This is a genomic window from Mesorhizobium sp. WSM4829, assembly GCF_055811475.1.
On record NZ_JBVVQJ010000014.1, the window covers coordinates 1 to 24875 of the forward strand.

At 64.1% G+C, this 24875-nt stretch carries 33 protein-coding genes; 25 read left to right on the forward strand and 8 right to left on the reverse strand.

Annotation, left to right across the window (positions count from 1 at the left end):
• Positions 1-162: 162 nt before the first annotated feature.
• Together AC0L17_RS15410 and AC0L17_RS15415 are read left to right on the forward strand one after the other, a co-directional pair.
• On the forward strand, positions 163-918 hold the full coding sequence (locus AC0L17_RS15410; RefSeq protein WP_473516451.1) for a phage terminase large subunit family protein: 756 nt from the start codon (positions 163-165) through the stop codon (positions 916-918).
• A 13-nt stretch (positions 919-931) separates the two neighbouring features.
• Entirely contained in the window at positions 932-1531 is a 600-nt protein-coding gene (locus tag AC0L17_RS15415) for a hypothetical protein (protein ID WP_473516452.1), read from the forward strand.
• A gap of 240 nt (positions 1532-1771) precedes the next feature.
• Here AC0L17_RS15415 and AC0L17_RS15420 read toward each other — a convergent pair whose 3' ends face one another.
• On the reverse strand, positions 1772-2404 hold the full coding sequence (locus AC0L17_RS15420) for a methyltransferase domain-containing protein (protein WP_473516453.1): 633 nt from the start codon (positions 2402-2404) through the stop codon (positions 1772-1774).
• Between the two features lie 126 nt (positions 2405-2530).
• On the opposite strand from AC0L17_RS15420, the gene AC0L17_RS15425 reads away from it, so the two are divergent.
• Together AC0L17_RS15425 and AC0L17_RS15430 are read left to right on the forward strand one after the other, a co-directional pair.
• Positions 2531-4258: a portal protein gene (locus AC0L17_RS15425; protein WP_473516454.1), complete on the forward strand. Its 1728-nt coding sequence runs from the start codon at positions 2531-2533 to the stop codon at positions 4256-4258.
• Complete coding sequence (locus tag AC0L17_RS15430) at positions 4255-4578, forward strand: Bbp19 family protein (protein WP_091599017.1); 324 nt, start codon at positions 4255-4257, stop codon at positions 4576-4578. The genes AC0L17_RS15425 and AC0L17_RS15430 overlap by 4 nt, the downstream gene beginning before the upstream one ends.
• Before the next feature lie 21 nt (positions 4579-4599).
• Here AC0L17_RS15430 and AC0L17_RS15435 read toward each other — a convergent pair whose 3' ends face one another.
• On the reverse strand, positions 4600-4902 hold the full coding sequence (locus AC0L17_RS15435; RefSeq protein WP_473516455.1) for a hypothetical protein: 303 nt from the start codon (positions 4900-4902) through the stop codon (positions 4600-4602).
• Between the two features lie 240 nt (positions 4903-5142).
• Positions 5143-5457: a YMGG-like glycine zipper-containing protein gene (locus tag AC0L17_RS15440; protein WP_027154393.1), complete on the reverse strand. Its 315-nt coding sequence runs from the start codon at positions 5455-5457 to the stop codon at positions 5143-5145.
• Positions 5458-5783: 326 nt separating this feature from the next.
• Between AC0L17_RS15440 and AC0L17_RS15445 the strand changes: the two genes are divergently transcribed.
• The 11 genes from AC0L17_RS15445 to AC0L17_RS15495 all read left to right on the forward strand — a co-directional run bounded on the left by AC0L17_RS15445 (position 5784) and on the right by AC0L17_RS15495 (position 18803).
• Entirely contained in the window at positions 5784-6692 is a 909-nt protein-coding gene (locus tag AC0L17_RS15445; RefSeq protein WP_473516456.1) for a hypothetical protein, read from the forward strand.
• A gap of 32 nt (positions 6693-6724) precedes the next feature.
• Positions 6725-7714 (forward strand): Coat protein, encoded by a 990-nt coding sequence (locus tag AC0L17_RS15450; RefSeq protein WP_473516457.1) that lies wholly within the window; start codon positions 6725-6727, stop codon positions 7712-7714.
• A gap of 193 nt (positions 7715-7907) precedes the next feature.
• Positions 7908-8141 carry a hypothetical protein gene (locus AC0L17_RS15455; protein WP_287318528.1) on the forward strand — a complete coding sequence of 78 codons (234 nt, stop codon included), beginning with the start codon at positions 7908-7910 and terminating at the stop codon, positions 8139-8141.
• A gap of 350 nt (positions 8142-8491) precedes the next feature.
• Positions 8492-9094: a phage connector family protein gene (locus tag AC0L17_RS15460; RefSeq protein ID WP_473516458.1), complete on the forward strand. Its 603-nt coding sequence runs from the start codon at positions 8492-8494 to the stop codon at positions 9092-9094.
• Positions 9094-11550, forward strand: coding sequence for a phage tail protein (locus AC0L17_RS15465; RefSeq protein ID WP_473516459.1), 2457 nt, complete (start codon positions 9094-9096; stop codon positions 11548-11550). The genes AC0L17_RS15460 and AC0L17_RS15465 overlap by 1 nt, the downstream gene beginning before the upstream one ends.
• A gap of 81 nt (positions 11551-11631) precedes the next feature.
• Positions 11632-12291, forward strand: a complete 660-nt coding sequence (locus tag AC0L17_RS15470; protein WP_473516460.1) for a hypothetical protein — start codon at positions 11632-11634, stop codon at positions 12289-12291.
• Positions 12292-12293: 2 nt separating this feature from the next.
• On the forward strand, positions 12294-12785 hold the full coding sequence (locus AC0L17_RS15475) for a hypothetical protein (protein WP_473516461.1): 492 nt from the start codon (positions 12294-12296) through the stop codon (positions 12783-12785).
• Complete coding sequence (locus tag AC0L17_RS15480; protein ID WP_473516462.1) at positions 12785-13642, forward strand: hypothetical protein; 858 nt, start codon at positions 12785-12787, stop codon at positions 13640-13642. Before AC0L17_RS15475 ends, AC0L17_RS15480 begins: the two co-directional genes overlap by 1 nt.
• 285 nt (positions 13643-13927) lie before the next feature.
• Complete coding sequence (locus tag AC0L17_RS15485) at positions 13928-14290, forward strand: VanZ family protein (RefSeq protein WP_287073215.1); 363 nt, start codon at positions 13928-13930, stop codon at positions 14288-14290.
• 624 nt (positions 14291-14914) lie between these two features.
• The gene (locus AC0L17_RS15490) at positions 14915-17962 is read left to right on the forward strand and encodes an SGNH/GDSL hydrolase family protein (RefSeq protein WP_473516463.1); all 3048 of its coding nucleotides are present in this window, start codon (positions 14915-14917) and stop codon (positions 17960-17962) included.
• Positions 17963-18215: 253 nt separating this feature from the next.
• A complete protein-coding gene (locus AC0L17_RS15495; protein ID WP_287175839.1) occupies positions 18216-18803 on the forward strand; it encodes an acyltransferase in 588 nt (195 codons plus the stop codon).
• Between the two features lie 87 nt (positions 18804-18890).
• Here AC0L17_RS15495 and AC0L17_RS15500 read toward each other — a convergent pair whose 3' ends face one another.
• The 4 genes from AC0L17_RS15500 to AC0L17_RS15515 form a co-directional block, all read right to left on the reverse strand.
• Complete coding sequence (locus tag AC0L17_RS15500) at positions 18891-19061, reverse strand: hypothetical protein (RefSeq protein ID WP_023798595.1); 171 nt, start codon at positions 19059-19061, stop codon at positions 18891-18893.
• A gap of 150 nt (positions 19062-19211) precedes the next feature.
• Positions 19212-19397, reverse strand: coding sequence for a hypothetical protein (locus AC0L17_RS15505; protein ID WP_473516464.1), 186 nt, complete (start codon positions 19395-19397; stop codon positions 19212-19214).
• A 168-nt stretch (positions 19398-19565) separates the two neighbouring features.
• Complete coding sequence (locus tag AC0L17_RS15510; protein WP_023798597.1) at positions 19566-19748, reverse strand: hypothetical protein; 183 nt, start codon at positions 19746-19748, stop codon at positions 19566-19568.
• A gap of 112 nt (positions 19749-19860) precedes the next feature.
• Complete coding sequence (locus tag AC0L17_RS15515) at positions 19861-20040, reverse strand: hypothetical protein (protein WP_091599061.1); 180 nt, start codon at positions 20038-20040, stop codon at positions 19861-19863.
• Between the two features lie 115 nt (positions 20041-20155).
• Between AC0L17_RS15515 and AC0L17_RS15520 the strand changes: the two genes are divergently transcribed.
• From AC0L17_RS15520 to AC0L17_RS15545, 6 genes are all read left to right on the forward strand, one after another.
• Positions 20156-20956 (forward strand): N-acetylmuramidase family protein, encoded by an 801-nt coding sequence (locus AC0L17_RS15520; protein ID WP_473516465.1) that lies wholly within the window; start codon positions 20156-20158, stop codon positions 20954-20956.
• Positions 20953-21171 (forward strand): hypothetical protein, encoded by a 219-nt coding sequence (locus AC0L17_RS15525; RefSeq protein WP_023798600.1) that lies wholly within the window; start codon positions 20953-20955, stop codon positions 21169-21171. The genes AC0L17_RS15520 and AC0L17_RS15525 overlap by 4 nt, the downstream gene beginning before the upstream one ends.
• A gap of 1 nt (position 21172) precedes the next feature.
• Positions 21173-21433: a hypothetical protein gene (locus AC0L17_RS15530; protein ID WP_473516466.1), complete on the forward strand. Its 261-nt coding sequence runs from the start codon at positions 21173-21175 to the stop codon at positions 21431-21433.
• The gene (locus tag AC0L17_RS15535) at positions 21418-21669 is read left to right on the forward strand and encodes a hypothetical protein (RefSeq protein WP_287073200.1); all 252 of its coding nucleotides are present in this window, start codon (positions 21418-21420) and stop codon (positions 21667-21669) included. Before AC0L17_RS15530 ends, AC0L17_RS15535 begins: the two co-directional genes overlap by 16 nt.
• The gene (locus AC0L17_RS15540; protein ID WP_473516467.1) at positions 21648-22007 is read left to right on the forward strand and encodes a hypothetical protein; all 360 of its coding nucleotides are present in this window, start codon (positions 21648-21650) and stop codon (positions 22005-22007) included. Before AC0L17_RS15535 ends, AC0L17_RS15540 begins: the two co-directional genes overlap by 22 nt.
• Positions 22008-22128: 121 nt before the next feature.
• Positions 22129-22422, forward strand: a complete 294-nt coding sequence (locus AC0L17_RS15545) for a hypothetical protein (RefSeq protein WP_473516468.1) — start codon at positions 22129-22131, stop codon at positions 22420-22422.
• Between the two features lie 384 nt (positions 22423-22806).
• On the opposite strand, the gene AC0L17_RS15550 is transcribed toward AC0L17_RS15545, so the two are convergent.
• On the reverse strand, positions 22807-22953 hold the full coding sequence (locus AC0L17_RS15550) for a hypothetical protein (protein WP_091599075.1): 147 nt from the start codon (positions 22951-22953) through the stop codon (positions 22807-22809).
• Positions 22954-23097: 144 nt separating this feature from the next.
• Here AC0L17_RS15550 and AC0L17_RS15555 point away from each other — a divergent pair, with 144 nt between their 5' ends.
• The 4 genes from AC0L17_RS15555 to AC0L17_RS15570 all read left to right on the forward strand — a co-directional run bounded on the left by AC0L17_RS15555 (position 23098) and on the right by AC0L17_RS15570 (position 24681).
• Positions 23098-23421 carry a hypothetical protein gene (locus AC0L17_RS15555; protein WP_473516469.1) on the forward strand — a complete coding sequence of 108 codons (324 nt, stop codon included), beginning with the start codon at positions 23098-23100 and terminating at the stop codon, positions 23419-23421.
• Between the two features lie 314 nt (positions 23422-23735).
• A complete protein-coding gene (locus AC0L17_RS15560) occupies positions 23736-24035 on the forward strand; it encodes a DUF1236 domain-containing protein (protein WP_128175038.1) in 300 nt (99 codons plus the stop codon).
• Positions 24036-24140: 105 nt separating this feature from the next.
• Positions 24141-24410 carry a hypothetical protein gene (locus AC0L17_RS15565; protein ID WP_473516470.1) on the forward strand — a complete coding sequence of 90 codons (270 nt, stop codon included), beginning with the start codon at positions 24141-24143 and terminating at the stop codon, positions 24408-24410.
• A 37-nt stretch (positions 24411-24447) separates the two neighbouring features.
• Positions 24448-24681 (forward strand): DUF2934 domain-containing protein, encoded by a 234-nt coding sequence (locus tag AC0L17_RS15570; protein WP_287065567.1) that lies wholly within the window; start codon positions 24448-24450, stop codon positions 24679-24681.
• Positions 24682-24875 lie beyond the last annotated feature (194 nt).

The window sequence follows — 24875 nt, forward strand, 5'->3', positions numbered from 1 at the left end:
TTTTGCCAAGCTGGAACACCCCTCATCCGACCTCGCTTCGCGAGGCCACCTTCTCCCACAAGGGGAGAAGGAAGAGCGCAGCGCCTTGGCCAGAAAAACCTTGCCCAAACAACACCATACGGCCGGCGCCTGCCAACATGATTCAAGTGCAAGGGCGAAGAAATGACCCGCCACGTCACCTTCATGACCATCGACGATGCCGAGCATTACACGCCGCAGCAGCGCGCCGCGATCGTATCGGCCTATCCGGCGCATGAGCGCGAGGCGCGGGCCAGGGGCATTCCGGTGCTGGGTTCCGGCCGCATCTTTCCGGTGCCGGAGGAGCTGATTGCCTGCGAGCCGTTCCGGCTGCCGCGCTACTGGCCGCGGCTCGGGGCGCTGGATTTCGGCTGGGATCACCCTTCCGCTGCTGTCGAGCTCGCCTGGGATACGGAGGCCGACGTCGTCTATGTCGCAAAAGCCTGCCGCGCCTCGCAGCAAACGCCGGCCATGCAGGCGCTGACCCTAAAACCGTGGGGCGAATGGCTGCCCTGGGCGTGGCCGCGCGACGGGCGCCGCGAGACGCTGGAAGGTGCGGGCGTGGCACTTGCCCGGCAATATGGCGCGCATGGGCTGAACATGCTTTCCAGCCATGCGCAATTCGCCGACGGTTCGGTGTCGGTCGAGGCCGGGCTGATGGAGATGCTCGACCGCATGCAGAGTGGCCGCTTCAAGGTGTTCTCGACGCTTCTGCCCTGGTTCGAGGAGTTTCGGCTCTACCACCGCAAAGACGGCCAAGTGGTGAAGCTGCGCGACGATCTGATGGCGGCGACACGCTACGGCGTGATGATGCTGAGGGAAGCGGTGGTCGACCCGTCCGAGTTCAAGACGGCACGGCGAAAGGCAGGGCAGAGCGATCCGCTGGGGGCGTTCCGGTGAGGGGACCCCGCCGATGACCGTTCGCATCGTCAGCGCTACGCTGCGCGACCTCTCCTACATCGCCGCCAATCTGCGGACCGAGGACCGGACGGAGATCGACTGCCAGTTCGACGAATGGTCGCCGGCGCTGCTGGCGCTGACGGCGCTGCAGGGGTTTGCCTATGTCGCCGAGCTGAACGGCAATCCGGAGGCCGGCTTTGGCGCCGCCGAGCAGCGCGGCGGGTTGTGGATCGCCTGGAGCTGGGGCACGCGCCGCATGAGGCGCTGCGTGCCTGGCATCACGGCGTTCTTTCACGCCGTGCTCGGTCCGCAGGTTGCCGCGCACGGCGCCTTCCGCGTCGAGGCGCGGGCGCTGGCCAGCAATGAATTGGCGCTGCGCTGGCTGGCCCGGCTTGGCGCCACGCAACGCTGCCGCCTGCCGGGCTACGGCAAGAACGGCGAGGATTTTTTGCTCTACGACTGGACGAGGTCGTCCGACTTCGGGACGTCCAACTTTGGAGAAAGCTGGAACCATGTGCCTTTTTCAAAAGCCGCCGGCGCTGAAGCCGCTGCCACCGACACCGACCATTGCCGACAAGGATGTGCAGGCGCGCGAAGCAGCGCTCCGGGCTGAGCTCGAGCAGCGCCAGGGCACCGCCGGCACGGTCAAGACCGACCTGTCGCCGAGCGAACTCAGCGGCCAGCGCCGCGTGCTGCTGGGGGTGTGACGTGGGTGCGTAATCTCCCCCCTTGAGGGGGAGATGGCCGGCAGGCCAGAGGGGGTCGTCTCGCGTAAAGCGCCACTTTGATCTGCTGCAGGAGGCCGCGTCCGGTCGCGCCGACCCCCTCTGTCGCCTTCGGCGACATCTCCCCCTCAAGGGGGGAGATTACGCTCCGGCTTGCGCGCGAAGGCCCAGACCATCAGCGGATATTCCTCGTCGTTGCTGAGGTCGCGCCATAGGCCGTAGGCGCGCACCGGGCCGCCGATATGGGCTTTTGCGCAGGCTTTGTTGCCCCAGCTGAACACTTCAATGTTTGCCTGGGGGAAGCCGCCCTCGACCAGGACCTGCTTGAGGCCGGCGGCGGTCCAGCGGTTGTAGTCGTGCGGCCTGGCATGCACCCTGAACAGGAACGGCGTCGCCACCATCGCCCAGCCGCCCGGCCGGGTCATGGCGTGGATATTCTGTGCCGCGGCAAACGGGCGCTGCACATGCTCCAGCACCTGGTCGGCGATGACGACGGAATATTGCCGGTCGGTGCGGTCCTTGCAGATGTCGAATTCGGGAAAATCGACCGATGTATAGTTGGAGCAAATCGTCTTCCAGTGGCGGTTCCAGCCGGGCGAGATCTCGATCACGTCAGAGGATTTGCGGCCGTCGGCCTCAAGAAACGCGGTGAACGCCTCGATCTGCCTGATGCGCAGCCAGTTGCGGGAATCGTAGCCGATCAGCCGCTTTGCAACCTGCTTGCTTCGCCTCTTCAGGGCGCCGGGTAGGCTTTCCGTCATTATCAAATCGATCTCCTTGAGTCGCCGCCGCGCCCCCTTGAACATCGCAAAAGCGAACAAAATTCGACCTGGCCTTGGCAATATCTGGGCTTCTAACAAGCTGATACATCAGAACAAGGATATGCCATGGCGAGCGATTCCCGTGCCCACGATATCCTGTCGCGACAGGCGGAACTGGAGAGCGAGCGCAGCCAGTATGAGGCTGTCTGGGAGGCGGTGTCGGAATTCTGCGACCCCGACGCGCCCGATGTCTGGAGTGGGCGCCGGGGCGCGGAACCGCAGGCCGAGCGGCAGCAGCGGCGCGGCGCCCGTGTCTACGCCAACACCATCAACTCGGCCGCCAACCGGCTGGCCGCCGGGCTGGAAAGCCTGATCATCCCGCAGTCGGAGAAATGGCACGGGCTGTCGACCGCCGCCGTGAACGACGAGGAGAGCGACGAGGAGAAGGAATGGGCGGAGGTGCTTCGCGATTTCCTGTTTGCGCTGCGCTATTCGGCCAATTCGAATTTCGTGCCGGCGACGCAGGCCTGCCTGCGCAACGTCGTGCGCTATGGCCCGGCCTATCTCTACGCCGAGGAGGGCTTTGCGCCCCACACGCTGATCCGCTATGCCTCGATCCCGGTGGTCGAGGGCTATCTCTGCCGCAACCGCTGGGGCCAGGTGGACATTTTTCACCGCCGCTACGAGCGCACCGCACGGCAGGCGGCGCAGCTGCTCGGCTATGACAAGCTGCCGGCGCGGATCAAGTTGCTGGTCGACGACCCGGCCAAATGCGAGACCAGGATCTCGCTGATCCAGTGCATCCAGCCGCGCGACGAGCGCAAGATGTACCGGCTCTCCGGCACCTACCAGTATCTCGACACGGCCTTCGCCTCCTACCACGTCGTCGAGGACGAGGAGGTCATCGTCAGGGAGAGCGGTTTCCGCTCCTTCCCGGTGTCCTGCTTCAACTGGCGCCGCCATGAGGGCGACCCCTATGGCATCTCGCCGACCATCGAGGCGCTGACCACGGTGCGCGAGGAAAATGCCGTGCGCCGCTCGGGCCTCAGGGCGCTGCAGCAGATCACCGATCCGGCGACCGCGTCGAAGGCGCGGCTCGACTATGTGCCGGTGCTCAATCCCGGCGAGAATTATCCCGGCCTAATCGACGACAATGGCCGGCCGCTGATTGCGCCGATCGCTGTGGGCCAGAACCCGACCCATGCATTCGACTACGCGGAAAGCCGGGCCGAGGAGATCCGCGACATGATGTTCGTCAACCTGTTCCAGACGCTGGTGCAGAACCCGCAGATGACGGCCACCGAAGCCTTGATCCGGCAGGAGGAGAAGGGCGCGCTGCTCGGGCCCTCCGGCTCGATCATCCAGGCCGGCTTTGCCGCCAATCTCGACCGCGAGCTCGGTATCCTCGAGGACAAGGGATTGTATGAGGAAGACAGCCGCTTCCTGCCGCCGGCGAGCCTCGCCGGCAAGGCGGTGCGGCCGACCTTCACCGGGCCGCTCGACGTGCTGCGCCGCTCGGCCGAGGCGCGCGACACCATCCAGGTGGTGACCACGGCCATGCAGATGGCGCAGTTCGACCCCGGTGTCATGGACAATATCGACGGCGACGAGGCGCTAAAAATCGTGCAGAGCGCCGGCCGCAGCCCGCAGCGCATCTTTCGCCGCCAGGACGAGGTGGCTGATATTCGCGATGCCCGAGCCAGGGCGCAACAAGCGCAGGCCGGCATGGCGGCGATCGCCGCCGCCGGCAAGGTTGCCAGGGATGCCGTGCCGGCGGCGGTCCAGGCGCGCGACAGCGGTCTGCTCGACAGTCTCAGCGGGCTGATGCCGCAGGACGGCGAGGGCGGCGCATGAGCGGCAAACGCTTCGCCCATTCGCGCCAGGCCGGCGGCCCGGCCAGGGCGCAGGATGCGCTGACCAGGGCCTATCTCAGGGTGTTCTCAGGCCAGGACGGCGAGATGGTGCTGGCCGACCTGACGGCGGCGACCGGCTATTACCGCCGCCCGTCCTATGGCGAGTGGCTGGCCAAGACCAGGACGCCGAACGGCTTCGAGCTGCACAGCGCGCTGAGCAACGCGCGCGCCGAAGTGGTGCAGCACATCATGGGGTTTTTGACACTCGACGAAGCGCAACTGGCGGCGCTGGAGAAGGCGGCGCGGCTGGAGGGGCGGTAGGGTGATGAAACTGCCTTATGGCTAAGTCTTGCTCAAATCTACGGTGATCCGCATCGGGCTGGTTTTGACGCCTGGCGGCCAACACTTCTGGACCGATTTCGAAAGTTGCTGGGCGGCTTCCGCCGCCGCCTCCGAATGTGGATCATAAGATACAACGGTAACCGACTTGACCTTGCCGACCTTGTCCAACGTCACCTCGAAAGTGGCTTTGACGTGATTGTCTACAGCGGCCACCGGCAAGACCAGGCAATCGCCGATCCGCTCAACACTGACAGCCTGTCTGGCGTGCGCGGAAACCGAACAAACAACCAGCAGCGAAGTCATCAAAAATCGCATCGTCGCCCCCTTTCGATAGCAGACGATAGCGTCTAAACGCGCTGAGGGTAAGGATCAAAACCATCGGGTGGACCGCGCCGACGCTGAAACTGCGCCCCTCTCCCCGTTCTACGGGGAGAGGATGCCGGCAGGCAGGTGAGGGGCGGCGCCAGCATCTCAGAATTCTGCGCTGCCCCTCATCCCCCTGCCGGGACCTTCTCCCCGTATAGTGACGGGGAGAAGGGGCTATCAATAATCGCCGCGGTAGTAGCGGTCGTCGCAGCGGGCGGTGTAGATGCGGCCGTAGCGGTCCTGATAGCGGCAAAGCTGTTCGCCGCGCCGCTGTGGCGTCGTTGCGCTGCCGACGACCGCCCCCAGCAGGGCGCCGCTGGCTGCGCCGATGACCGTGCTCTTGGTGTCGCGGCCCAGGGCCTGACCGACGAGAGCGCCGCCAGCGCCGCCGACCAGGGCCCCCGTGGTGGCTCTTTGCTGGCCTTCGGTCTGCGCACATCCCGCCAGCGCGGCAGTCACAAGCAGGGCGGCAATGGCTTTGTACATGGTCATCGTCTGATACTCCGTTGAAGCCTATGAACTAATACACTGGCTGGTTTTGCCAAGTGTTTGCCAAGTGCGGTTGCATTGCGGCGGAACCGCGGCAACCGCTTGTCACGAAATGCGACATGGTTTCTTTCGTCTTGACGGTGCGTGCCTCCGGTTCTGAAAGATCGTATTCGAACAAGACGATAGGGCCAGGTTCTGTCGAAAAGAATCAGGCTGCGGCCGCAATGATTCCGCCGGGTCCAGCCGATCCCTCAACAATCCAATAACACGCCCGGCTGAACTGGCCAGTGCTCGTTTCCATTTGCAAACAACAAGAAGGAATCTTTCTCATGACAGATCTGGCAGACGCCGGGTCCGTGGTGGCGTCGCCACCGGCGGGCAACCTTGCAGGGCCACCGACCGCCGGGGACAACGGGTCCGCCCCGCCGGCCGGCAAGAGCTGGTTTGACGGTCTTTCCGAAGGCAACCGCAAGCTCGCTGAAACCAAGGGCTGGACCAAGCCTGACAGCCTCGACCGGGTTCTCACATCCTATGCCGAGCTGGAACGGCAGCAGGGCGAAAGCCTGCGCATTCCGGCAGCGGACGCAGCTGCGGAAGACTGGGACAGGTTCCATGCCCGGCTGCCTGAGGCGATGCGCCCGCTGACATCGCCCGACAAGGTCGAGTACAGGCGCCCCGACGGGCTCCCCGAAAACTTCGCCTATTCGGACGAGCTCGCCAACGCGTCCAAGGCGTGGGCGGTCGAGGCCGGCGCCACGCCGAAGGTGGCGCAGGCCTATCACGACCGCTTCGTCGGCTACATGGCCGAACAGGCCAAGGCGCAGCAGATCGCCGCTGCCCGTTCGGTCGAAGCCACTCACGACGACCTGGTCCGGGACTGGGGACCGACCGACAGCGACGGCTTTCGTAGGAGATTGGAGGTCGCCAACCGGGCGATGAAGAAGCTCGGCCTGGTTGATGCCTACAAGGCGAAGGGCATCCTCCTGCCTGACGGCGCCTTGACCGATCCGCAGATCGCCAAGGCGTTCCACGCGGTCGGCGAGGCGATGTTCAGGGAAGACACGATCGACGGCGGCGCGGCCTTGAGCGGAGGCAATCCGTTCAAGCGCAACGCCGCCGGCGAACGCAACCTGACCGATATCTCGGCGCTTGTCAGAAGCGACCCCGTCCGCGCCCGGCGGCTGGCACGCGAGGCCGGCGAAAACCCCGATCTGTGGATACCTACCAATCCTCTTTGAACCAAGACACCGCGCAACCTGAAGGAAAAAAGATGGCAGACGCCTATACCCGTATCGCGGACGCGATCGTTCCGTCCGTCTATGCACAATACTCGTTCGAGGAGCACGTCCAGTCGCTCGAGATCTACCAGGCCGGGATCCTGTTTTCCGACCCGGCCATCGCCTCGAAGCTCTCCATGGGCGGGCGTTCCGTCGATATGCCCGGCTGGAAGGATCTCGGCAACGATCCGTCCGAGCCGGTCAACGACGATCCGGCCGACTCGATCGAGATGAAGAAGATCGGCGCGCGCCGCGAGGTCGCCGCCCGCAATGTCCGCGCCCAGGCGTGGGGCATTCCGGACCTGACCTCGATCCTGGCCGGCGACGACCCGCAGAAGCTGATCGTGCGCCGCCAGACCGACTACTGGCAGCGCGCCAACAAGCTGACGCTGCTCGGCATCCTGAAAGGGGTGGTGGCCGACAACCTCGCCAATGATGCCGGCGACCTCGTCCGCATCACCGGCGCCTCCATCGTCGACACCGATATCATCGAGGCCGCCTATCTGATGGGCGACCGCGCCGACAAGTTCAAGACGATCTGGATGCACTCCAAGCAGATGAAGGCGCTGAAGCTCGCCAATCTCATCGACTATGTGCCGCCGTCCGAGCAGGGCGGGCCGCTGATCCCCTATTACATGGGGCTGCGGGCGGTCATCGACGACGACATCCCGGTCGCCGCGGGCGTCTACACGGCGTTCATGTTCAAGGACAAGGCAATCCTGTGGAACGAGCTGCCGGTCAATACCGAAGGCGGGCCGCTGGAGTTCGACCGCAAGCCGCGCCAGGGCCATGGCGGCGGCGTCACCGAAATGGTCGCCCGCCGGCATTTCGTCCCGCATGTGCCCGGCACCCGCTTCCTCGACGCGTCGACGGCCGGCGAATTCGCCACCGATGCCGAACTGGCACTGGCGGCGAACTGGGACCGCACGGCGTCGAGCGTCAAGCACATGACGTTCATCGCGCTGAAGACGACCGAGGCCTGAGCGGACCGGAAGGGGCAGGGCGTCAGAGTCCCGCCCCTTCTGGACACCGGGTCGGCCGATGCGGCGAATCCCAATATCACGCGCCGTGCTGCCCCAGAATTGTTGTTGTTGCACATTGATCAATCGCCGCCACCAAACGGTTACACAAGCGGGCGATGCTGCCTTGTCTTTGCAATGGAGGGTAACCATGACTATGACCTACAAGGCAGTTCAGGATGTGCTTCGAAAAGCCGGCATTGTCATAAGCAAAAAGGGCGAACTTCACCGCATCAACTTCTTCAGCGGCCTGGAAAACACCGCCTACTACACGACGAGCCTCGAGGATGCGCTTGAGCGCGGTTTAGCAATGGCGAGAGGCGCCGAAAGGTTGCCAGCAAGCGCCTTTGCCAAGTCGCGCGGGCGGCCGACGAGCGCACACTTCGGCTGACGCCGCAGGATGTCATCGCCGCGTTGCGCGGCGATGTTGTGAAATAATATCACGTGGCGCACGCTGGCAGTTTTCCAGCGGTTGCATTCCTTGGCGCCCCCTCTGCCCTGCCCTCTTTGCCAAAATCTGGCATCTCCCCCACTTGGGGGGAGATCGGCAGCTTCACCGACAACGCGCCCTTTACTTCAACGTCGGCGATTGGCGAAAGCCAACGCGAATCTCCCCCTCGTGGGTCCCTCCTGGGGGAGATGCCCGGCAGGGCAGAGGGGGGCGCGACGGAACGCGACCTTCCCCAAAATCCACCCCACCATGCCTGCTTTTCCCGATCCAAACAGACGGAGGCCTAAACCATGGCCGTCACCCCGCTCGACATTGCCAACATGGCGCTTGCCGTCTTCGACGAGGCGCCGGTCGACAGCCTTGATCAGGATGTCAAACCGGCCCGCCTGCTCAACCTGCATTTCGACCTGACCCGCGAGGCGGAGCTGATGAAACATGCCTGGGTGTTCGCAATCCTGGCGGCCGCCGTCGCCGGGTCCGATACCGGCAGTGGCGCGGGCACGCTGAACTTTGCCTATGAATTGCCCGTGGACTGCCTGCGGCCTTTGCCGCTGACCCACAATGGCGAGCCGGATGGCGTGCCGATCGCGTGGCGCCAGGAAGCCGGCTTGATCTATTCCGACCAATCGAGCCCGCTGATCATCCGCTATATCGCCAACCTCACCGATCCGAACGACTGGGACGCGACGTTCACCGAAGTGCTGGTTGCAGCGCTTGCCGTCAAGATCGCGCATCCGCTGACCCACAAGGCGGGCATGATCGATATCGCCCGCGGTGCCTATAGCGCGGCGCTGGACGCGGCGTTCCACGCCAACGCCATCCAGCGAGGCGGCAGGTTTTCAACGTCGTCCTGGGCGGTCCAGCGCGGCGACAACCGGTTCCGGCGCGCCTGATGACGATGCTCTATCCCATCCAGGACACCTTCGTCCGCGGCGAAATCTCACCGCGATTGCACGCTCGCGCCTCGCTCGACCTATACAGGGCCGCGCTCTCCCGCTGCGAAAACTTTTTGACGCTTCCCCATGGTGGCATCCGGAAGCGCGGCGGCACCTATTTCTGCGCCGAGGTGAGGGATTCTTCCAAAGCGACGCGGCTGATCCCGTTCATCTTCTCGGCGGACCAGGCCTATGCGCTCGAATTCGGCGATCTCTACATCCGCGTCCATGCCTATGGCGCCCGCGTCGGGGTGGTTGAAGTGGTGACGCCATACCTGGAGGCTGACCTGTTCGACCTGCAATTCGTTCAGTCCGCCGACCAGATGTGGATCACCCACAAAAACCACCTGCCGCAGGTTCTCACCCGCACGGCGCACACCGCATGGACGCTGGCCGAGTTCGTCTTTCTCGACGGCCCCTATGACGACATCAACACAAGCGCGACCACGCTGACGCCGGCCGAGACAGGCGCCGTTCATCCGGCGATGACCAGCAATACGCTGCCAACCGGCACCGCTGCATCCAGCGCCGGCACCGCATATCTCGCGTTCGACCGTGACAACAAGACAGTCATAACGTTCGGTACGACCACCGGCGACGTGTCCTATGATTTTGCAGGCACCGCGACAAAGGTGTGCGACGCTTACTGGATACAGACTAGGGCGAACGGCGGCTCCAGAGCACCGGTGTCATGGGATTTCCAGGGCTTCGATGGCACCAACTGGATCTCGCTTGACAGTCGGACGGCGGAAACCGGCTGGTCGCGCGGCGAGGTGCGGTTTTATGAGTTCCAGAACGAAACCGCCTATCAGTCCTATCGGATAGTGCTCAACGGATCCGAAGGCGACGACAACATGGACATAGCCGAGATGGGCTGGCACGAGGATGGCGATACACAGACGCCATTCGATCTCACGGCGTCCTCGATCGTCGGCATCAATGACGGCACCGGCTTCCAGACCAGCGATGTCGGCCGGACCATTCGCTTGCTCGGCTCGGATGCCGTCTGGCGCTGGGCGCGCATCACCAGCCGCAGCAGCGCGACCGTGGTCAAGGTCAGGCTGTATGGGCATGCGCTGCCCAATCTCAGCCCGATCGCCCGCTGGCGCCTCGGCACCTTCGTTCCCGGCAAATATGTCCAGAGCGGTTCGCTGTACGAGGAGCGCCTGGCCTTCAGCCGAAAATTTTCCGTCTATGCCTCGGCAACCGGCGATTTCGAGAATTTCGCCACCGGCGAAAAGGACGACGACGCGCTTGAATTCGTCCAGGCCGGCGGCGGCCAGGCCAACGATATCACCTGGATTGCGGAATCCGACGGGGCGCTGATCATTGGCACCCTTGGCGGCATCCGGTCGCTGTCGGGCTCGGGCATCGACGAAGCGCTGACGCCGTCATCGTTCAAGAACCGCCGCTCCCGCACCTTTGGCTGCGCGCCGCTGCGCCCTGTCGACGCCGGGCAATCGTTCCTGTTCGTCACCAGGTCGCGCAAATCGATTGCAGAACTGACCCAGAGCGCGACCGGCAAATTCACCTCGGAGGATGTCGGGCAGGTTTCCGAGCATATCCCGAAGCAGGGTGTCGTCGAACTGGCATTCCAGACCGATCCCGACCCGCTGCTGTGGTTCCCGCTCGATAATGGCGAGTTGGGGGGATACACGCACCAGCCTTCGCAGGAAGTCCGCGGCATGCACCGGCATCGCATCGCCGGGTATTCCTCCGGTTCCGCGTTCTCAGATTCAGCATGGGGAATGGTCGAGAGCGCCGTGGTGACGCCGGGGCAGGACGGCAATGACGATCTGTGGCTGATCGTCAAGCGCACCATCGGCGGCACCACCAGGCGTACTATCGAAATCAAGTCGGCGCCGTTCGAATATGGCGAGATTGCCGACGCATTTGAGGTCGATAGCGGTCTGACCTACAGCGGTGTGGCTACAGGAACGGTCACAGGGCTCGATCATCTCAACGGCGAGACGGTCGATGCCCTGGCGGATGGCGTGGTCTACAAGGGCCTTGTCGTGGCTACTGGGGCGGTTTCCTTGCCTGGTGGTGCGACTGCCGCCAAATGGCAGGTGGGCCTGCCGTATGAGGCGGGCGCCGACACGCTGGAGCTCGATGTCGGCGGCAGGGATGGCTCGATCGTTGGGCGGCGCAAGAACATCGCCAAGGTCATTCTGTCGCTGTTCGAGACGGATACGACCGGGCTGGAGATTACTTCCATGCAGCGTGGGCGGTGGGAGCCGGTTCGTATTCCCTCTGTCGTGACCCCTGACAGTTCGGCCAACCTGTTCACCGGGAATGTGGAAGTGCCGATCGACGATAGTTGGGAAGGGCAGGGGCGGGTGAGAATCCGCCATACCAACCCGACACCGTGCACCATCCGCGCGTTCACGCCGGTGTTCGACAGTGAGGCGTAGTTCAAACTGCCGATCTCCCCCTCAAGGGCGGAGATTGCGCGCTCAGCCCTTCCATCACTCCCTTAAAAGGACCCCGCTTCGATGACCCCATCCCCGCATGCCGAAGCTCTCGGCAGGGCGCGGACGGCTGCCGATTTTGCTGCCGTCATCGCCTTGCTCGACAGCGACCTCAAAACTGCTGCCGCCCGCAAACAGGAACTGGAAAAGGCCAAGGGTCGTGCGATGTTCGGCCGTGGCGACCTGGCGGCGGCGCGCATTGCGCTCTCAGAGGCCAACGCCGTCGTTGCGCTGCTGGAAAAAACCCGTGAGGCGGCGAACGAGCGTCGTGCCGCCGCGCAAAGCGAAGACTGCGTCGACATCGCAGCACTTGCCGACGAGATCAGGGCAAACGCCGCTTCCCTCGATGAGCGCTGGCGCATGGCCCACTGGCTGGTTGAGCAGCTGCGCCAGCAACTGTTCGACGCCGATGCCTTGCGCGGTGCCGTTGCCACCGTCAACAGCCAGCTCGACGCCGCCGGCGTCGCCAACCTGAAAATCAACCCGACCGCCGTCCGGCGCGCCGCCGTGACCGGGCCGCGAGCGACAGCTCCGGCTCGTCTCAGCGCGGCAGCGATCCAGGCCGACAGACTGCTTTTGTCGCTGCTCAGCCCCGGCGGCGCGCTCGACCCCAGACCGCCGCTTGGCGCGCCGGTCGGAGGCATCGCGGGTCGATATTCGCTGCGTGGCCGAGGCCGCGGCTGACCATGTGCACACTTGCCCTTATCGGCACGGCTCTCTCGGTCGGCGGCGCGCTGGTCGAAGGCCAGCAGTCGCGGCAGATGGCCGACTACCAGGCCAGAGCCTACGAGCAGCAGGCGCGGACCGATGCGCAAGCCGCCGCCTTCGAGCAGGCCCAGGAACGCCACAAGCAGGATCTGTTGCTGTCGCAGGCGCGCGCCCGGGCCGGTGCCTCGGGCGTCGCCCTGTCAGGCTCGCCGACCGAGGTGCTCGCCGCCAATGCAAGGCAGGGCCAGCTCGACATCAAGGCGATCCAGTACGGCTCGCAGCTGCGCCAGAACAATTTTGCCACGCAGGCCGCCATCTCGCGCTTTTCCGGCAGGCAGGCGGCGGCTGCCTCGATCTTCAGGGCCGGCGGCAATCTCGTGTCCGGCCTTTCCGGGCTGTACGACCCGAAGAAAGCGGTGACGTTCGGCAACGGCGCCTTTCCGCCGGCGCCCGGCGGAGGGCTTTACTGATGGCGACCATCCCCCTCTATCTCGCCCAGCGCCGGCTCGACAGCGGCAGCGTGGTTTCCTATCCCGACAGCTCGCCGGTCGGCGCCGCGATGCAGGGCTTTGGCGACGAACTCTCGGCCGTCGCCGAGCGTTTCCGGCAGCAGAAGCAGCAGCAGGATGCGTTCGACGCCGAGGTCATCGGCCGCGAGCTGAACGGGCAGATTGCCCAGGCCGAGAAAGAAGCGATCCAGAATGCGCCGGCCGACGGCCGCGGCCTGCACGATGCCATGTATGGCCAGGCACGCAACGGTGTCGTCAAGCCCGGCCTGTTCGACAAGATCTTCGACAGCACCGTGCCAAAAATGCCGGAAAGTGAACGCGCCAGGTTCATCAGGCAAAAAGAGGCGTTGAGGCTGGCCGGCTCGGCGCGCATGGCCGCGCAGCAATATGCGCGCCGCCAGGACTATGAGCAGGCCGAATGGTCCAAGGCGCAGGCTGCGGAACTCAATGCCATCGCGCAGAGCGACCCGGACGACACCGCGACGTTCGAGGCGATCAGGCAGAGCGGATTAGACTTCATCGCCAAGATGGGCAGCCCGGTGGCCCGGCAGCTGGCCGAAACCGGCTGGCGCAGCAACACGGCAAAGGCGCTCGCCCAGGCGATGCTCGCCAAGGACCCGCGCCGCGCCGCCGAAATGCTGGGTGCTGCGCCAGCCGCGCAGGCCGGTGGCGGTGAAACCACAGGCGCTGAAGGCACTGATCTGTCGGCGAAAAACCCGAACTGGCCGGCTTCGGGCGACGACCGCCTGGCTGATCTGACGCCCGGCGACAGGGCCGCGCTCGCCCGACTGGCCGGCGTCGCGGTGGCGCAAAACTGATGTCCGCGCCAGCGACCCACCAGCTTCTTCTCGTTACCTGGCCTGTTGCGTTGACCCACCGGCATCTTTAATGGCTTCTTCATGTTAGTGGGCTTTTTTACGGAAACCACGCAGGCATGGGTCCAGGGCGACAAGAGCGACGGCGGCCTTTCTTAAAACACAGACTTGTGGTTCTGGATTTGAAATTCCCAAGCGCTGATGCGATCATTGGCAAATCCACCTCGCCCATCCCGGCTTCTCAGATGAAGGACTGACCCTACCTTGTTGCGCCTAGCTTCTTTTTCGATGCTGGCAAGGATCGTTTTTCCGATCACGTTGGCCGGCGTTCTCCTGCTCACGCTTCTGCCGGCGCGGTTCTTGCCGGACCTCGGCACGGCCGTCACGCTTTACGACGACAAGCTGCAGCACGCCATCGCCTTCGCCGTGCTGGCGGCCCTGGGAAGCCTCGGCTGGCCGGAACACAGGACAAGGCTGATTGTTCTCCTCGCCTTTACCGGCGCGGCGATCGAGGTGCTTCAGGGCGCGCAACTCATCGGGCGCGACCTGGATGGATTCGACTGGGTTGCCGACTGCGCCGGCATGGCGTTGGGACTGACAATCGCCGGAACAAGCAGGCGCGTTGGCAAGCGCGTCGGCGGATTGCCGTAGGTCGTCATCCCAGGGCGAAGCAAGGAACGAAGCGACACGGCGCAGACCTTGGGAACCATGTCGCGACATCAACCGAGCTGCGGCGGTTCAGGATAAAAGCGTTCCGTAGCGATCCTTCGCGCCCCCCTCTGTCCTGCCGGACATCTCCCCCACGAGGGGGGAGATTGGCCGTCATCTCCGCTTTCGCTAACCACCAACCTTGCAAAAAGGACCCTGTCCGCGAAGCTGCCGATCTCCCCCCGTGTGGTGCAGACGTCCGGCAGGACAGTGGGGGCGCTGTCCCTCGGCGATCAAAGGTTCTGCACCGCAGCAGTGCTCCGATGTTACGGAATGGATTCCAGGGTCTGCGTCGCTTCGCTCCTTGCTCCGCACTGGGATGACGAAGGCGCGGCGGCCAACCGTCGATGTGCCATGGACCGCGCGTCCCGCGCCCGCTGAAATCACTTTCAAGCCTCGCTTCGCGGGGCTTTTTTTCATGGAGCAAGCCTGATGGCCCGACCCGCAACTGCCGCCGTTCGACTTCTGACCGGCGAACGCGAACCCGTGCGTGTGGCGACTACGGCAAGCATCGTGCTCCATCGCCTGCAGACCATCGACGGCGTGCCGGCTGAGGTCGGCGACCGCGTGCTGGTCAAGGACCAGGCCGACCCGACGCAGAACGGCATCTACACGGTGAGCGAAGGCGAATGGTTCCGCGCCGCCGACGCCCGCACCGCCCGCACCTTGCAGAAAGGAACGACGGTCCACACCCAGGTTGGGACAATCAATGCCGGCCGGGTGTTTGAATTCAGCGCCGACGAGCCGGTGGTGGGCAGCGACGCCATCACCATTGCCCCGTTCGTGCCGCCCGATATTTCGCAGGTGGTCGGTGCGGTGGTGACGCTGCGCGATGAAACGCAGGTGCTGAAGGATGCCAGCGCGGCCAGCGCCGGCCAGGCCGCCGCCAGCGCGTCCACCTCTGCTGCCAATGCCGCACAGACCGCCGCCGATGTCGCTTCCACGGCGGCCAACCTGGCCGGCGCCCAGGCGGCACGCGACGCGTCGCTGTATGGCAAGGGCATCTTCCCGACGATCGTAGCCGCGATCGGCTTTGGCGTGGCCGGCTTCAGTGCCCTGGTCGGCGGCGCCGGCGGCACGAACGGTACGTTCGATCTGGCGTTTACCGGCGGCGCCGGTTCTGGCGCCGCAGGCCGCTTCGTTGTCGCTGGCGGTGCTGTGACGATGATCCTGATCACGGCACCCGGCTCCTATACGGTCGCGCCGAGTTTCAGCTTCGCGGCGTCTGCGGGACTGGCCGGCGCAAGTGCGGCGGCGGTTTTGGGTCGGAATGTTGAAGTTGGTGAATACTTCTGGACCGAAATCAGCGATGGCATCCTTGGTATGTACACCGTCGCGGTCGGGCCGGTTGCCGTCGAGACCGGTGTTCGCACGTCGGCAGCGGAAGTTGTCGGCTTGATCGGGTCGCGGACGGTTGGGCCGGTCCTGATCACGGGCTCCGTCGGCGGCACGGCTGTTACCAATACCAGCGTCTTTTATTGGCCGGGCTCTCTGTCGGCTGTCGATGAATTTCTTTCGAGCCTAGAACTCGGCTTCGGTGCCGGAGCAGGAACAATCCATATCGTAATTGCCCAGGTCGAGGGCGATGGCACTTTAACTCTCGTCTCTCAACAAACCATCCCAGTCGTTGCCGGCCCATCTTCTGTCAATTCGGGTCTCTCGATCCTGAAGCCAGCCGGCAGTGTCATGGGCCTGCAGCGGACAGGGGCCGGCACGTGGTATTACACGGCGGGGGCCATTCCGAACGGCGAAAGCAAGTGGCTCACGGCGACGGTTCCTGCGTCACACACAGCCAAGACCGTTGACTTTGTCAATGGTCCGCAATGGAAAGCCACTTTCACGGGCGAAGTCGGCACAAAGGCGCGTGCAGCCTACGACACCGCAAACGATCTGGTCGACATCGTCGGCACTGAGCAGCTGGTCGGCTGGCCGAACCTGGTCAACACCGGCACGAATACCCCGGCGAACTACAGCGTCGTCATGCAAACGCCAGCGCCGGCCGATGGCTACATCACCGAAATCGATGTCGGTGCCAGCGGGGCCGGCACGGCCAACATTCACGTCATCCAGTACAATGGCGATCTAACCGTGAACGTGATCAGCACGCATCAGATCACGTTGGCCAATGGTGTGAGCGAAATCCCCCTCAGCATACCGATTGCAGCGGGGCAGTATCCGGCAATCAGCGGCGGCGGCTACAAGTTTCAAAACAGCGTCAACCCGCAAGGCATCCCCGCATGGATCAGGTCTGGCGTACTGTCGAACGGCGCTATTGTGGCATCATCGACCCTGCACCGCTATGAGGTTGCGTTCACGATCAAAACTGGCCTCTTCGCCGACGCTGCGCGGGCTCTGACAGGCGGCACACAGAACACCGGCATGAACCTGCTGGCGGACGCTGACCCGAATGGCGTCGTTGACGCGACCGCAATCTTTGCCTGGGCCGCTGCTGCCCATCCAAACCCGTATGTGCCGCCGGGCAGCTTCGCGTTGACGGCTATGCCTAAGTCGGGTGACGGTTTTTGGGGACCAGGAAAGCCGTTCGTCGGCGGCCGGAGGTTCTTCGTTCCGGCCCGCCCGTCGCTGTTCAATCTCTATGATGGCTTCCGGGCCAAAATGGCGGAGCATATCGCTAACAACGATGTGCTCTGCCTGATCGCCGATAGCATCGGTCATTGGGCGTTGGCCAGCAATGGCCCGGCGCATTGGTTTAATCGAGTTACCCAATTTGCCAATCTCGGCATTGCCGATGACGAGCCGGGCATGACGGCGCTGCGGCCAAGCTCCACCTACACGCCGGCCTTCTATGGCGTTGCGACCAGCGGAACCGTCTCGACGGGAACGCGCGGGCCACTTGGCGAAAGCATCATCCTTGCGGATGGCGCGTCCCTGGCGTTCACTGGAGCTTATGAACAGGTCGATGTCCACTACACCCGGGACGCCGGTCAAGGTTCGCTTGCCTTCGCTTTCGGCGGTGGCGCGGCGTACAAGACCGTCAATGCTGCCGGGGCTCTGGTGCTCGATCAATATTCCGGCCCGTCGATGACGGGGCAGGCTGCCAGCGGCAATTACACACTGACGGCGGTAGGCGGCCCTGTCGAAATAACCGGGCTTATCCGTCTTGGAGTTAAGGCGCCGGGATCGCGCCCTCGACTGCGCTCACTGCGCGCCGCGCATGGGAGCTATACTTTCGCGTCATTTAATACGGCGCGTCTTACCTCGGCAATCGTTCAAGCGAGCTATGCTGGCGGCAAGATCGTGCCGATTCTCGCGCTTGGCATCAACGACAGTTTTGGTACCGCGCCGGCTACGATTTCCACGAACATCGCTGCGGTGCTTGATACGCTGGAGGCAGCTGCCGCACCTCGCATCCTTGCGCTGCCGCCGACCCGCCCGTCTTCGGCCTGGAATGGTAGCTACACTGGCGGGCGGACTTACGACGCGGCTCTTGGCGCTATCCGCCAGACATACCGGTCACGAAACGTGCTGACGATCCCGATCGATGGTTTCGATTATATCGACGCTGGAGCCTATCAAGAGGGGCTTCACTTCAACGACGTCGGCCATGACAGCAACGCCTTGCGCTTCATCGAATATGTCGCGGAGAGGGGATAGGCAAATGGCACAGGCAATTCAGCACAAGGGTGAGACGGTAGCCAAACTCCGGGAAGGCGAGGAGTGGGTCGTTGTCGGCACCAAGATCGAGCGGCATGGGCTACCTCACGTCGACACTGTACATGTCGGACGAGCTGCATCCGAGTGCAGCCGGCGCCATGCCACCTATGACGCCGAATGCCTGCGTCAAATGGGGCGTCGGGGTCTCTTCGATGCCTAGACTGAAATGGTGGCGTGTGGCAGATGTTCGCAGATGCGTATCTTCTCCACCATTCTCGCTGTTCGCCGCCGCTTTTCGTCTTGGATCGCCACAGGCGCCGCAAGGGAGAATGCCGTCATCGGGCCGCGCACGAAGTTCGGTGCCGGGGCGGAGATCTTCAACATTCATGGCGACAGGTCCCGGGTCTCAATCGGCGCGGACAGCCATCTGGACGGACATCTGCAGGTCTTTGCCCATGAGGGTCGGATCAATATCGATGACTGGTTCTACCTTGGTCCAGGCTCGACGATTTGGTCATCGGATCCGGTGGGGATCAAGATCGGCAAACATGTCCACGTCTCGTGGGGGGTGGCGATCCATGATACCAACTCGCATCCCATGGACCCGCAGAAGCGTTTTGCGCAGATGCAGGCCATCTTTCGCGAAGGCCACCCGCGCGTCGACCCGGGCATCCGCTCAGCACCGATCACAATCGGAGATGATGTCTGGATCGGCAACAGTGCCATGATAATGAAGGGTGTCACGATCGGCGACCGGGCGATAATTTCAGCCGGCTCAATCGTACGGTCGGACGTTCCGGCCGACGCTTTGGTGCGGCCGGACCGCGACCTGGTGAAATGAAATGATGCCTTCGCTCATCAATGAGCGTCGTCCCGTCATAGAGCGCCAACCATTCGCTTGTGCCAAGGCGCGGGCGAATGGCAACGGCTAATGACGGCTGTCTTGCGGCTTGTTGTGAGGCTGGCTGTTCGACCACCAGACAAAATACAGCGAACCCACCTTCATGACCGGCACGCGGCGCTCGCGTTCGCGCCCCCGCAATTCGCGATAGACTTTTACCTTCAAGGTGCCGCCCGGCAGTTTGATGCGCACGGCCATCGGTTCAACTCCGCTGTGCAATTCAATGATGATGTGCGATGCAGCAATTAGAGAACTTCCCCAGCCGAAGAGTCAACCGCCGATGCGCGCGTTTGTTGGCTTGACCGGAAGGGTTCAAGCGCAGCCGCCCGAGGACGGCTTTTTTTGCCGTCAAGGCGCTGCCTGAGACCGGTTTGGATCGTCGTCGGGCTGGTCGTTCAACGGACGCGGCCGGCAGCTGAAATACAGCGAGCCCAGCTTCAGAACCGGGATGCGGCGGGCGCGCTCACGCTCGCGCAACTCCCGATACACCTTCATCTTCAAGGTGCCGCCCGGCAACCTGATACGCACTGCCATCGCTCCCAACCCCCGTTGTGCAATGCAGCGACTTAGAGAGCTTCCGTAGCGGAAGAGTCAAGGGCTGATCGTTGATTATTTCTGCGGCTGTTTTGAGCGGGTGAATGGTGAATGGTGAATGGTGAATGGTAGTAGTGAGTAGTGAGTAGAGTGAGAGCACCTTCTTCACTATTCCCCCACTCCCTTTGGCGGGCGTCCGGACGGACGATCCGAAATGCTGCTCGGCCACCAGACGATGAAATAGTCTCCAAGCCGCCAGACCGGGACCTGGCGCTTCTGCTCGCGGCGGCGCAGCTCGTCCTTTTTCTTGATCTTCAGTGTCCCGCCCGGAAGCCTGATCCTGATTGTCACGCGCCCTCCGCACCTGTTCCCATGGGGTATGAACGGTTCATGGGAGCAGTTTATTCCGGCTAAGCGGTTCGATGGCAATACGGATCGAGCCGTTCTCAACTGGTCAATGCCGTCAGTTGAAGAAATTCGCCATGCCCTGGAAGGCCAGGAACGCATAGACGATCGGCCCGGCAATCAGCCCGCAATAGAGGCACAGGATCACCGCCAGCGCGACAAGCAGCGGCTTGTCGCGGCCGACCGCGCAGAGCTCGGCCTTCACCGTCCAGCGCGCCGTTCCCTCGTCTTGCGACATCGGCAAATCCCCACAGTTTGGGGCCATTTCACACAATCGCCCGCAAACATCAACCGGGCGCCTGCAAACATCAAGCTGGCGCCTGCAAACATCAACCTGGGAAAGGACCAAGACCATGGACACGACGTTCAAGGGCGCCGCCAGGCGCCTCGACGATCTCGATCTGCCAAGACTCGGCGCCAGCATCGGCGTCGGCGAGGACGAGATCCACGCCTTTCTCGATGTCGAAACCAGCGGGCATGGCTTCGACGCCCAGGGCCGGCCGGTCATCCTGTTCGAGCCGCATGTGTTTTATCGCAATCTGGCGGGCGCGGCTCGGGCAAAGGCGGTAGCGGCCGGCCTTGCCTATGCCAAATGGGGCGAAAAGCCTTATCCCCGCGACAGCTATCCGCGCCTGAAAGCCGCCTGCGCCATCGACGAGACGGCGGCGCTCAGATCGGCGTCATGGGGGCTCGGCCAGGTTCTCGGCGAGAATTTCAGGGCGGCCGGCTTCCTCACCGTGCAGGCGATGGTCGAAGCCATGATGGCGGACGAGGCGCTGCAGCTGGCGGCGGCGGTCAATTTCATCGCCGCCAACCGGCTCGACGGCAAATTGCGCAAGCATGACTGGGCCGGCTTCGCCAGGGGCTACAACGGCGCATCCTATGCGAAGAACGCCTACGATATCCGGCTTGCCGAGGCGTTCCGCAAATGGTCCGGGATCAGGGACACGCCGCCCCCTCCGGCGCCAGTTCCGATCCCGCAGTCGCCGCAACCGAAGGGTTTGACGCCCGCCAAGGCAGATCCGGGCAAAGCCGGAGTGCGGCGCGGACCGTTTTCCGGACCGTTTTCCGGATCGTTGTCCGGATTATGGGCCGCAGTGCTGGCTCCGTTGGTCGCCGCAATCCTCTCCCTGTTTCGAAAGGTAAAGCCATGAACTGGTTCAATACCAACGCCGCGCACAATCTGATCAATGTGCTGATCCTGCTGCTCACCGGCCTGGTCGGCTTCGACTGGACGCTGTTCGGCATCGACGCCGCCCTGGCGCTAAAAATCACCGGGGTGCTGGCCCTGCTCAAGATCCTGATCAATGTCGTGCGCGACGGCGTCGCCGGCCTCGTCAGAAACCAGCCTGCCGTGGAGGGCAATTGAGATGTGGGTGCTTTCGATGCTGGGCGCGCTCGCCGGCAACACGACGATCTTGGCGATTTTTGCCGCGCTCGTCGGCGGCGTCGGCCTGTTTGTCGCCGGTGGTCGGGCCAACAAGGATGCGGCCAGGCGAGCGGCGGAAAAACTCGTTGCCGTCGAGGAGCGCCTCGAAATGGACCGCGAGGCGACCGATGCCGAACGCGTGGCGCGCGACCTGCCGGACGAAGCCGCACGGCGGGAGGCGATGCGATGGTCAAAGCGCTGATGCTGCTGCCCAAGAGCCTGCTGTTTGGGTGCCTGTTGCCCAAGTGCCTGCTGTTTGGCGGCCTGCTGCTCGCCGGGTGCGCAACGCCGGTTTCGCCGGCGCGCCAGGTTTGGTGCGACCACAACCAGCCGCGCCGTGCGTCCGCCGCCGTCGTCGCCGCCATGACGCGGCCGGAACTCGACGAAATCAATGCCTACAACGGCAAGGGCGCCAGATGGTGCGGGTGGAAGCCATGATACAGGAACTTCTCGACGCGCTCGGCATCAAGGCGCCGGTGGTGGTCGCCGGCCTTTCCGGGGGGATTTTGCGAGCCCTGTCGCGCCACCGCTACAAGGTTCGCGAGATGGTGGCGTCGCCGATCTGCGGCGCGCTGGCGGCGGCCTACCTGACCTTGCCGGCGGTGCATTATTTCCGCGCCACCGGCCTGGCGATTCCAGCCAACGACGACACCACGACGCTGGCCGCGGCGTTCCTCATCGGCGTCTCGGCGATGTGGATCTCGGACATTGTCTTCGAGGTGGTGGTCAGGCGGTTCAAGCCCGAGAAGGAGGAGTGGCCCGAGAAGAAGGAGTGAGATCGCGGCTGTCTTGTTGCGCCGCAGTAGCACTCTTGCGGGAGACACTGGTAAAGTGGGGTGAAGGTGCGGAACCACGGGCAAAGCTGCGCGTTAGGCACGACCTTTGCGAGGATGCAGCATGCCAGCTCGCCCAATCGTCTCGACAGCCGCAGCGATCCTGATCGCCGCCACAAGCATGGCTCACGCCCGGCCGGATACGCGCGCCATGACATGCGAACAGACGCAGCTTCTGATCCAGAGCCGGCGCGCGGTGGTGCTGACCACCGGCCGCAACACCTATGACCGCTATGTCCGCCGGTTCGGCAATGAATGCGACTGGCCCGAAGTGCCTGTCGCCGCCTATGTCGGGACGCTTGACGGTCAATGCCGGGTCCATCGATGCGAGGAACCGGTGTTCGATTTCCCGGACTAGCGGCCGAAGCTGCTGATCTCCCCCCTTGAGGGGGAGATGGCCGGCAGGCCAGAGGGGGTCGTCTCACGTAATACGCCAACCTCCACTGCCGCAAGAGAAGAGGCCGCGCCCAGTCGAACCGACCCCCTCTGCCCTGCCGGGCATCTCCCCCTCAAGGGGGGAGATTGGCCGTCATCGGTGTATTCACCAATTACCAGCGTTGCGGGATGAGTGCCGAGGCCGAAGCTGCTGATCTCCCCCTTGAGGGGGAGATGGCCGGTAGGCCAGAGGGGGGCGCCGCGCGTCGAGCGCCAACCTCCACTGCCGCAAGAGAGAAGGCCGCGCCCAGTCGAACCGACCCCCTCTGCCCTGCCGGGCATCTCCCCCTCACGGGGGGAGATTGCTCTAGAAGCCGAAGAACTGCCAGCCGATGAGGTAGCCAAGCGCGACGACCGCCAGGGGAAACAAGGCCGGCGCCAGCCGGCTCAGGGCGGAGTTGCTTGCCGGCTCCTTTGGGGCGCTTCTTTCGGCGTTTCCGAGGTTCTTGGTCATTCCGCTATAGTAGCAATCGCTGATTAACGATTCCCCAACATGCCGCGCCGGCGCGATGGAGCCGGGCGGCTTGCTGCAGGCGGGAACCAATCGCCGCCAACCGGCTTTGGCAAAGAGGCGATCGTTCGCGCGGAGGCGTTCGACATGAAACCTTTCGCATTCCTGCCAATCACGCTGCTCGGCGCACTGGCGTTGGCGGCGCCGGTTGCCGCCCAGACGGATAACGAGACACAAGACCGGGCGCCCGCCGGCCACTGCCAGGCGCAGCCGCAGAACGGCGAGCAGCAGCAGCCGCCGCCCGTCAACAACGGTGACAACAACAACCTGACCGACACGCTTGACCCCTGCAACGGCGTGCTGCTGCCGCCGCCGACCGGCGATCAGGGCATGGCCGCACCGCCGCCGGACCAAGGCAGGACACCGGTGCTCAAGCCCGGCGAGGTCCCGGCGCAGACGCCGAAACCATAGATTGGGGGCATTTGCCGGTCTCGCGCCTGACGTGCCGGCGCCGGCAGGGATTTTTGCCGTAGGGCGGAACATTAGTTATCGCTGAATGTTCTTCTCGAAGCAGTCGGTATCACCCCCCTCCGGTATCGCTGCTGATCGGGCAAAACCGATCGGCCCGCGCGCTTGGGCGACCAAGATCGCGGGCCACTGCCAGCCAACGCGGCGATCAATTAGTCGCCGCTCACGGAACAAGACGGTTTCGTCAAACGTTGGCTTTTGGGCTGAGTCGTCCCGACTGTGGACAGCAGAGCCCGCAAACCAGACAGGAGAAGACGATGAAAATCCACCTTGTTCCTGCCGCCGCCGGGCTGGCTCTGCTGGCCGGTGTCGGCGTCGCCACCGCAGACCAGGTGATTATCACGCCCGAGCAGCAGACGGTCGTCCGCGAATATGTGGAGAGGCACCCGCTGGCGTCGATCAGCCTCCTGGGCGTGGAACTCAACGTCGGTTCCACCTTGCCCGACACGGTTGAACTTCATGAGGTTCCCGACGTCGAATACAGATACGTAGTCGTCGACGATCGCACCGTGCTGGTCGATCCCGGCACCCGCAGGATCGTGCAGGTCATCGACTGACCTTCACTCGCCGCTCTCCCGGGAAGACGCGGGAAGAGCGGGCGGCTCGCCGGCAGGCAGCCGGCTGTCGATCGTCTTCGTGGCGGGACGGAAGGAGCCATTTCCATGTTGCCGCATGTCGAATCACGCGATGTGGCCGCATCCGTCGACAAGCTGCTTGCCGAACGGGGCTCTGCCCTGTTGTCGATGAAGGCGTTGATTGCAGCCGTGCGTGAGCAAACCGGAACCGAGCGCTCGGACGCGGATCTGGCGGGGCTGATCACCAAAAAGGCGGCACTCCTCGGGGTCGCGGTCCTGTCCGATTTGGGTGGACCAGACCCTGGCCGACCCGATCTGGGCCGAAGCCCCCAAGACGCTGGTCGAAAATTCAGCTAGAAGTTGTCGCTCACCGATTTGAGCCGAGGAGGCAACAGTGACTGATAACAGGCAGGAACGCATTCGCCGGCGGGCTCACGCGATCTGGGAGCAGGCCGGCCGGCCCGACGGCGCGCATCAGCAGCACTGGGACCAGGCCGCGGCCGAGATCGACGGTGGGGAGAGCGGACCCAAAGCCAAGACTGCTCGGCCAAAGGCGCCGGCTCGGCCGAAGGAGCCGGCGGCCGGCAAGGTGACCAGTTCAAAGACTGCCCGGCCGCGCAAGGGCTAGCCGCCATCTGATGTAGTGCTCTACGGCGCCCGCAGAGGGGGGCGCCTCGCTCTGCCATCAAAGGTTTCGCACATAACCTTCGGGGGGGGGGGGGGGGGCGCGCCCCCCCCCCCCCCCCCGGGGCCGCCGCCGGGCGGGCGCAGATGGGGCCGCGGGGGTGGGGGTGGGGGGGGGGGAGCCAGCGCGGGGGGCGG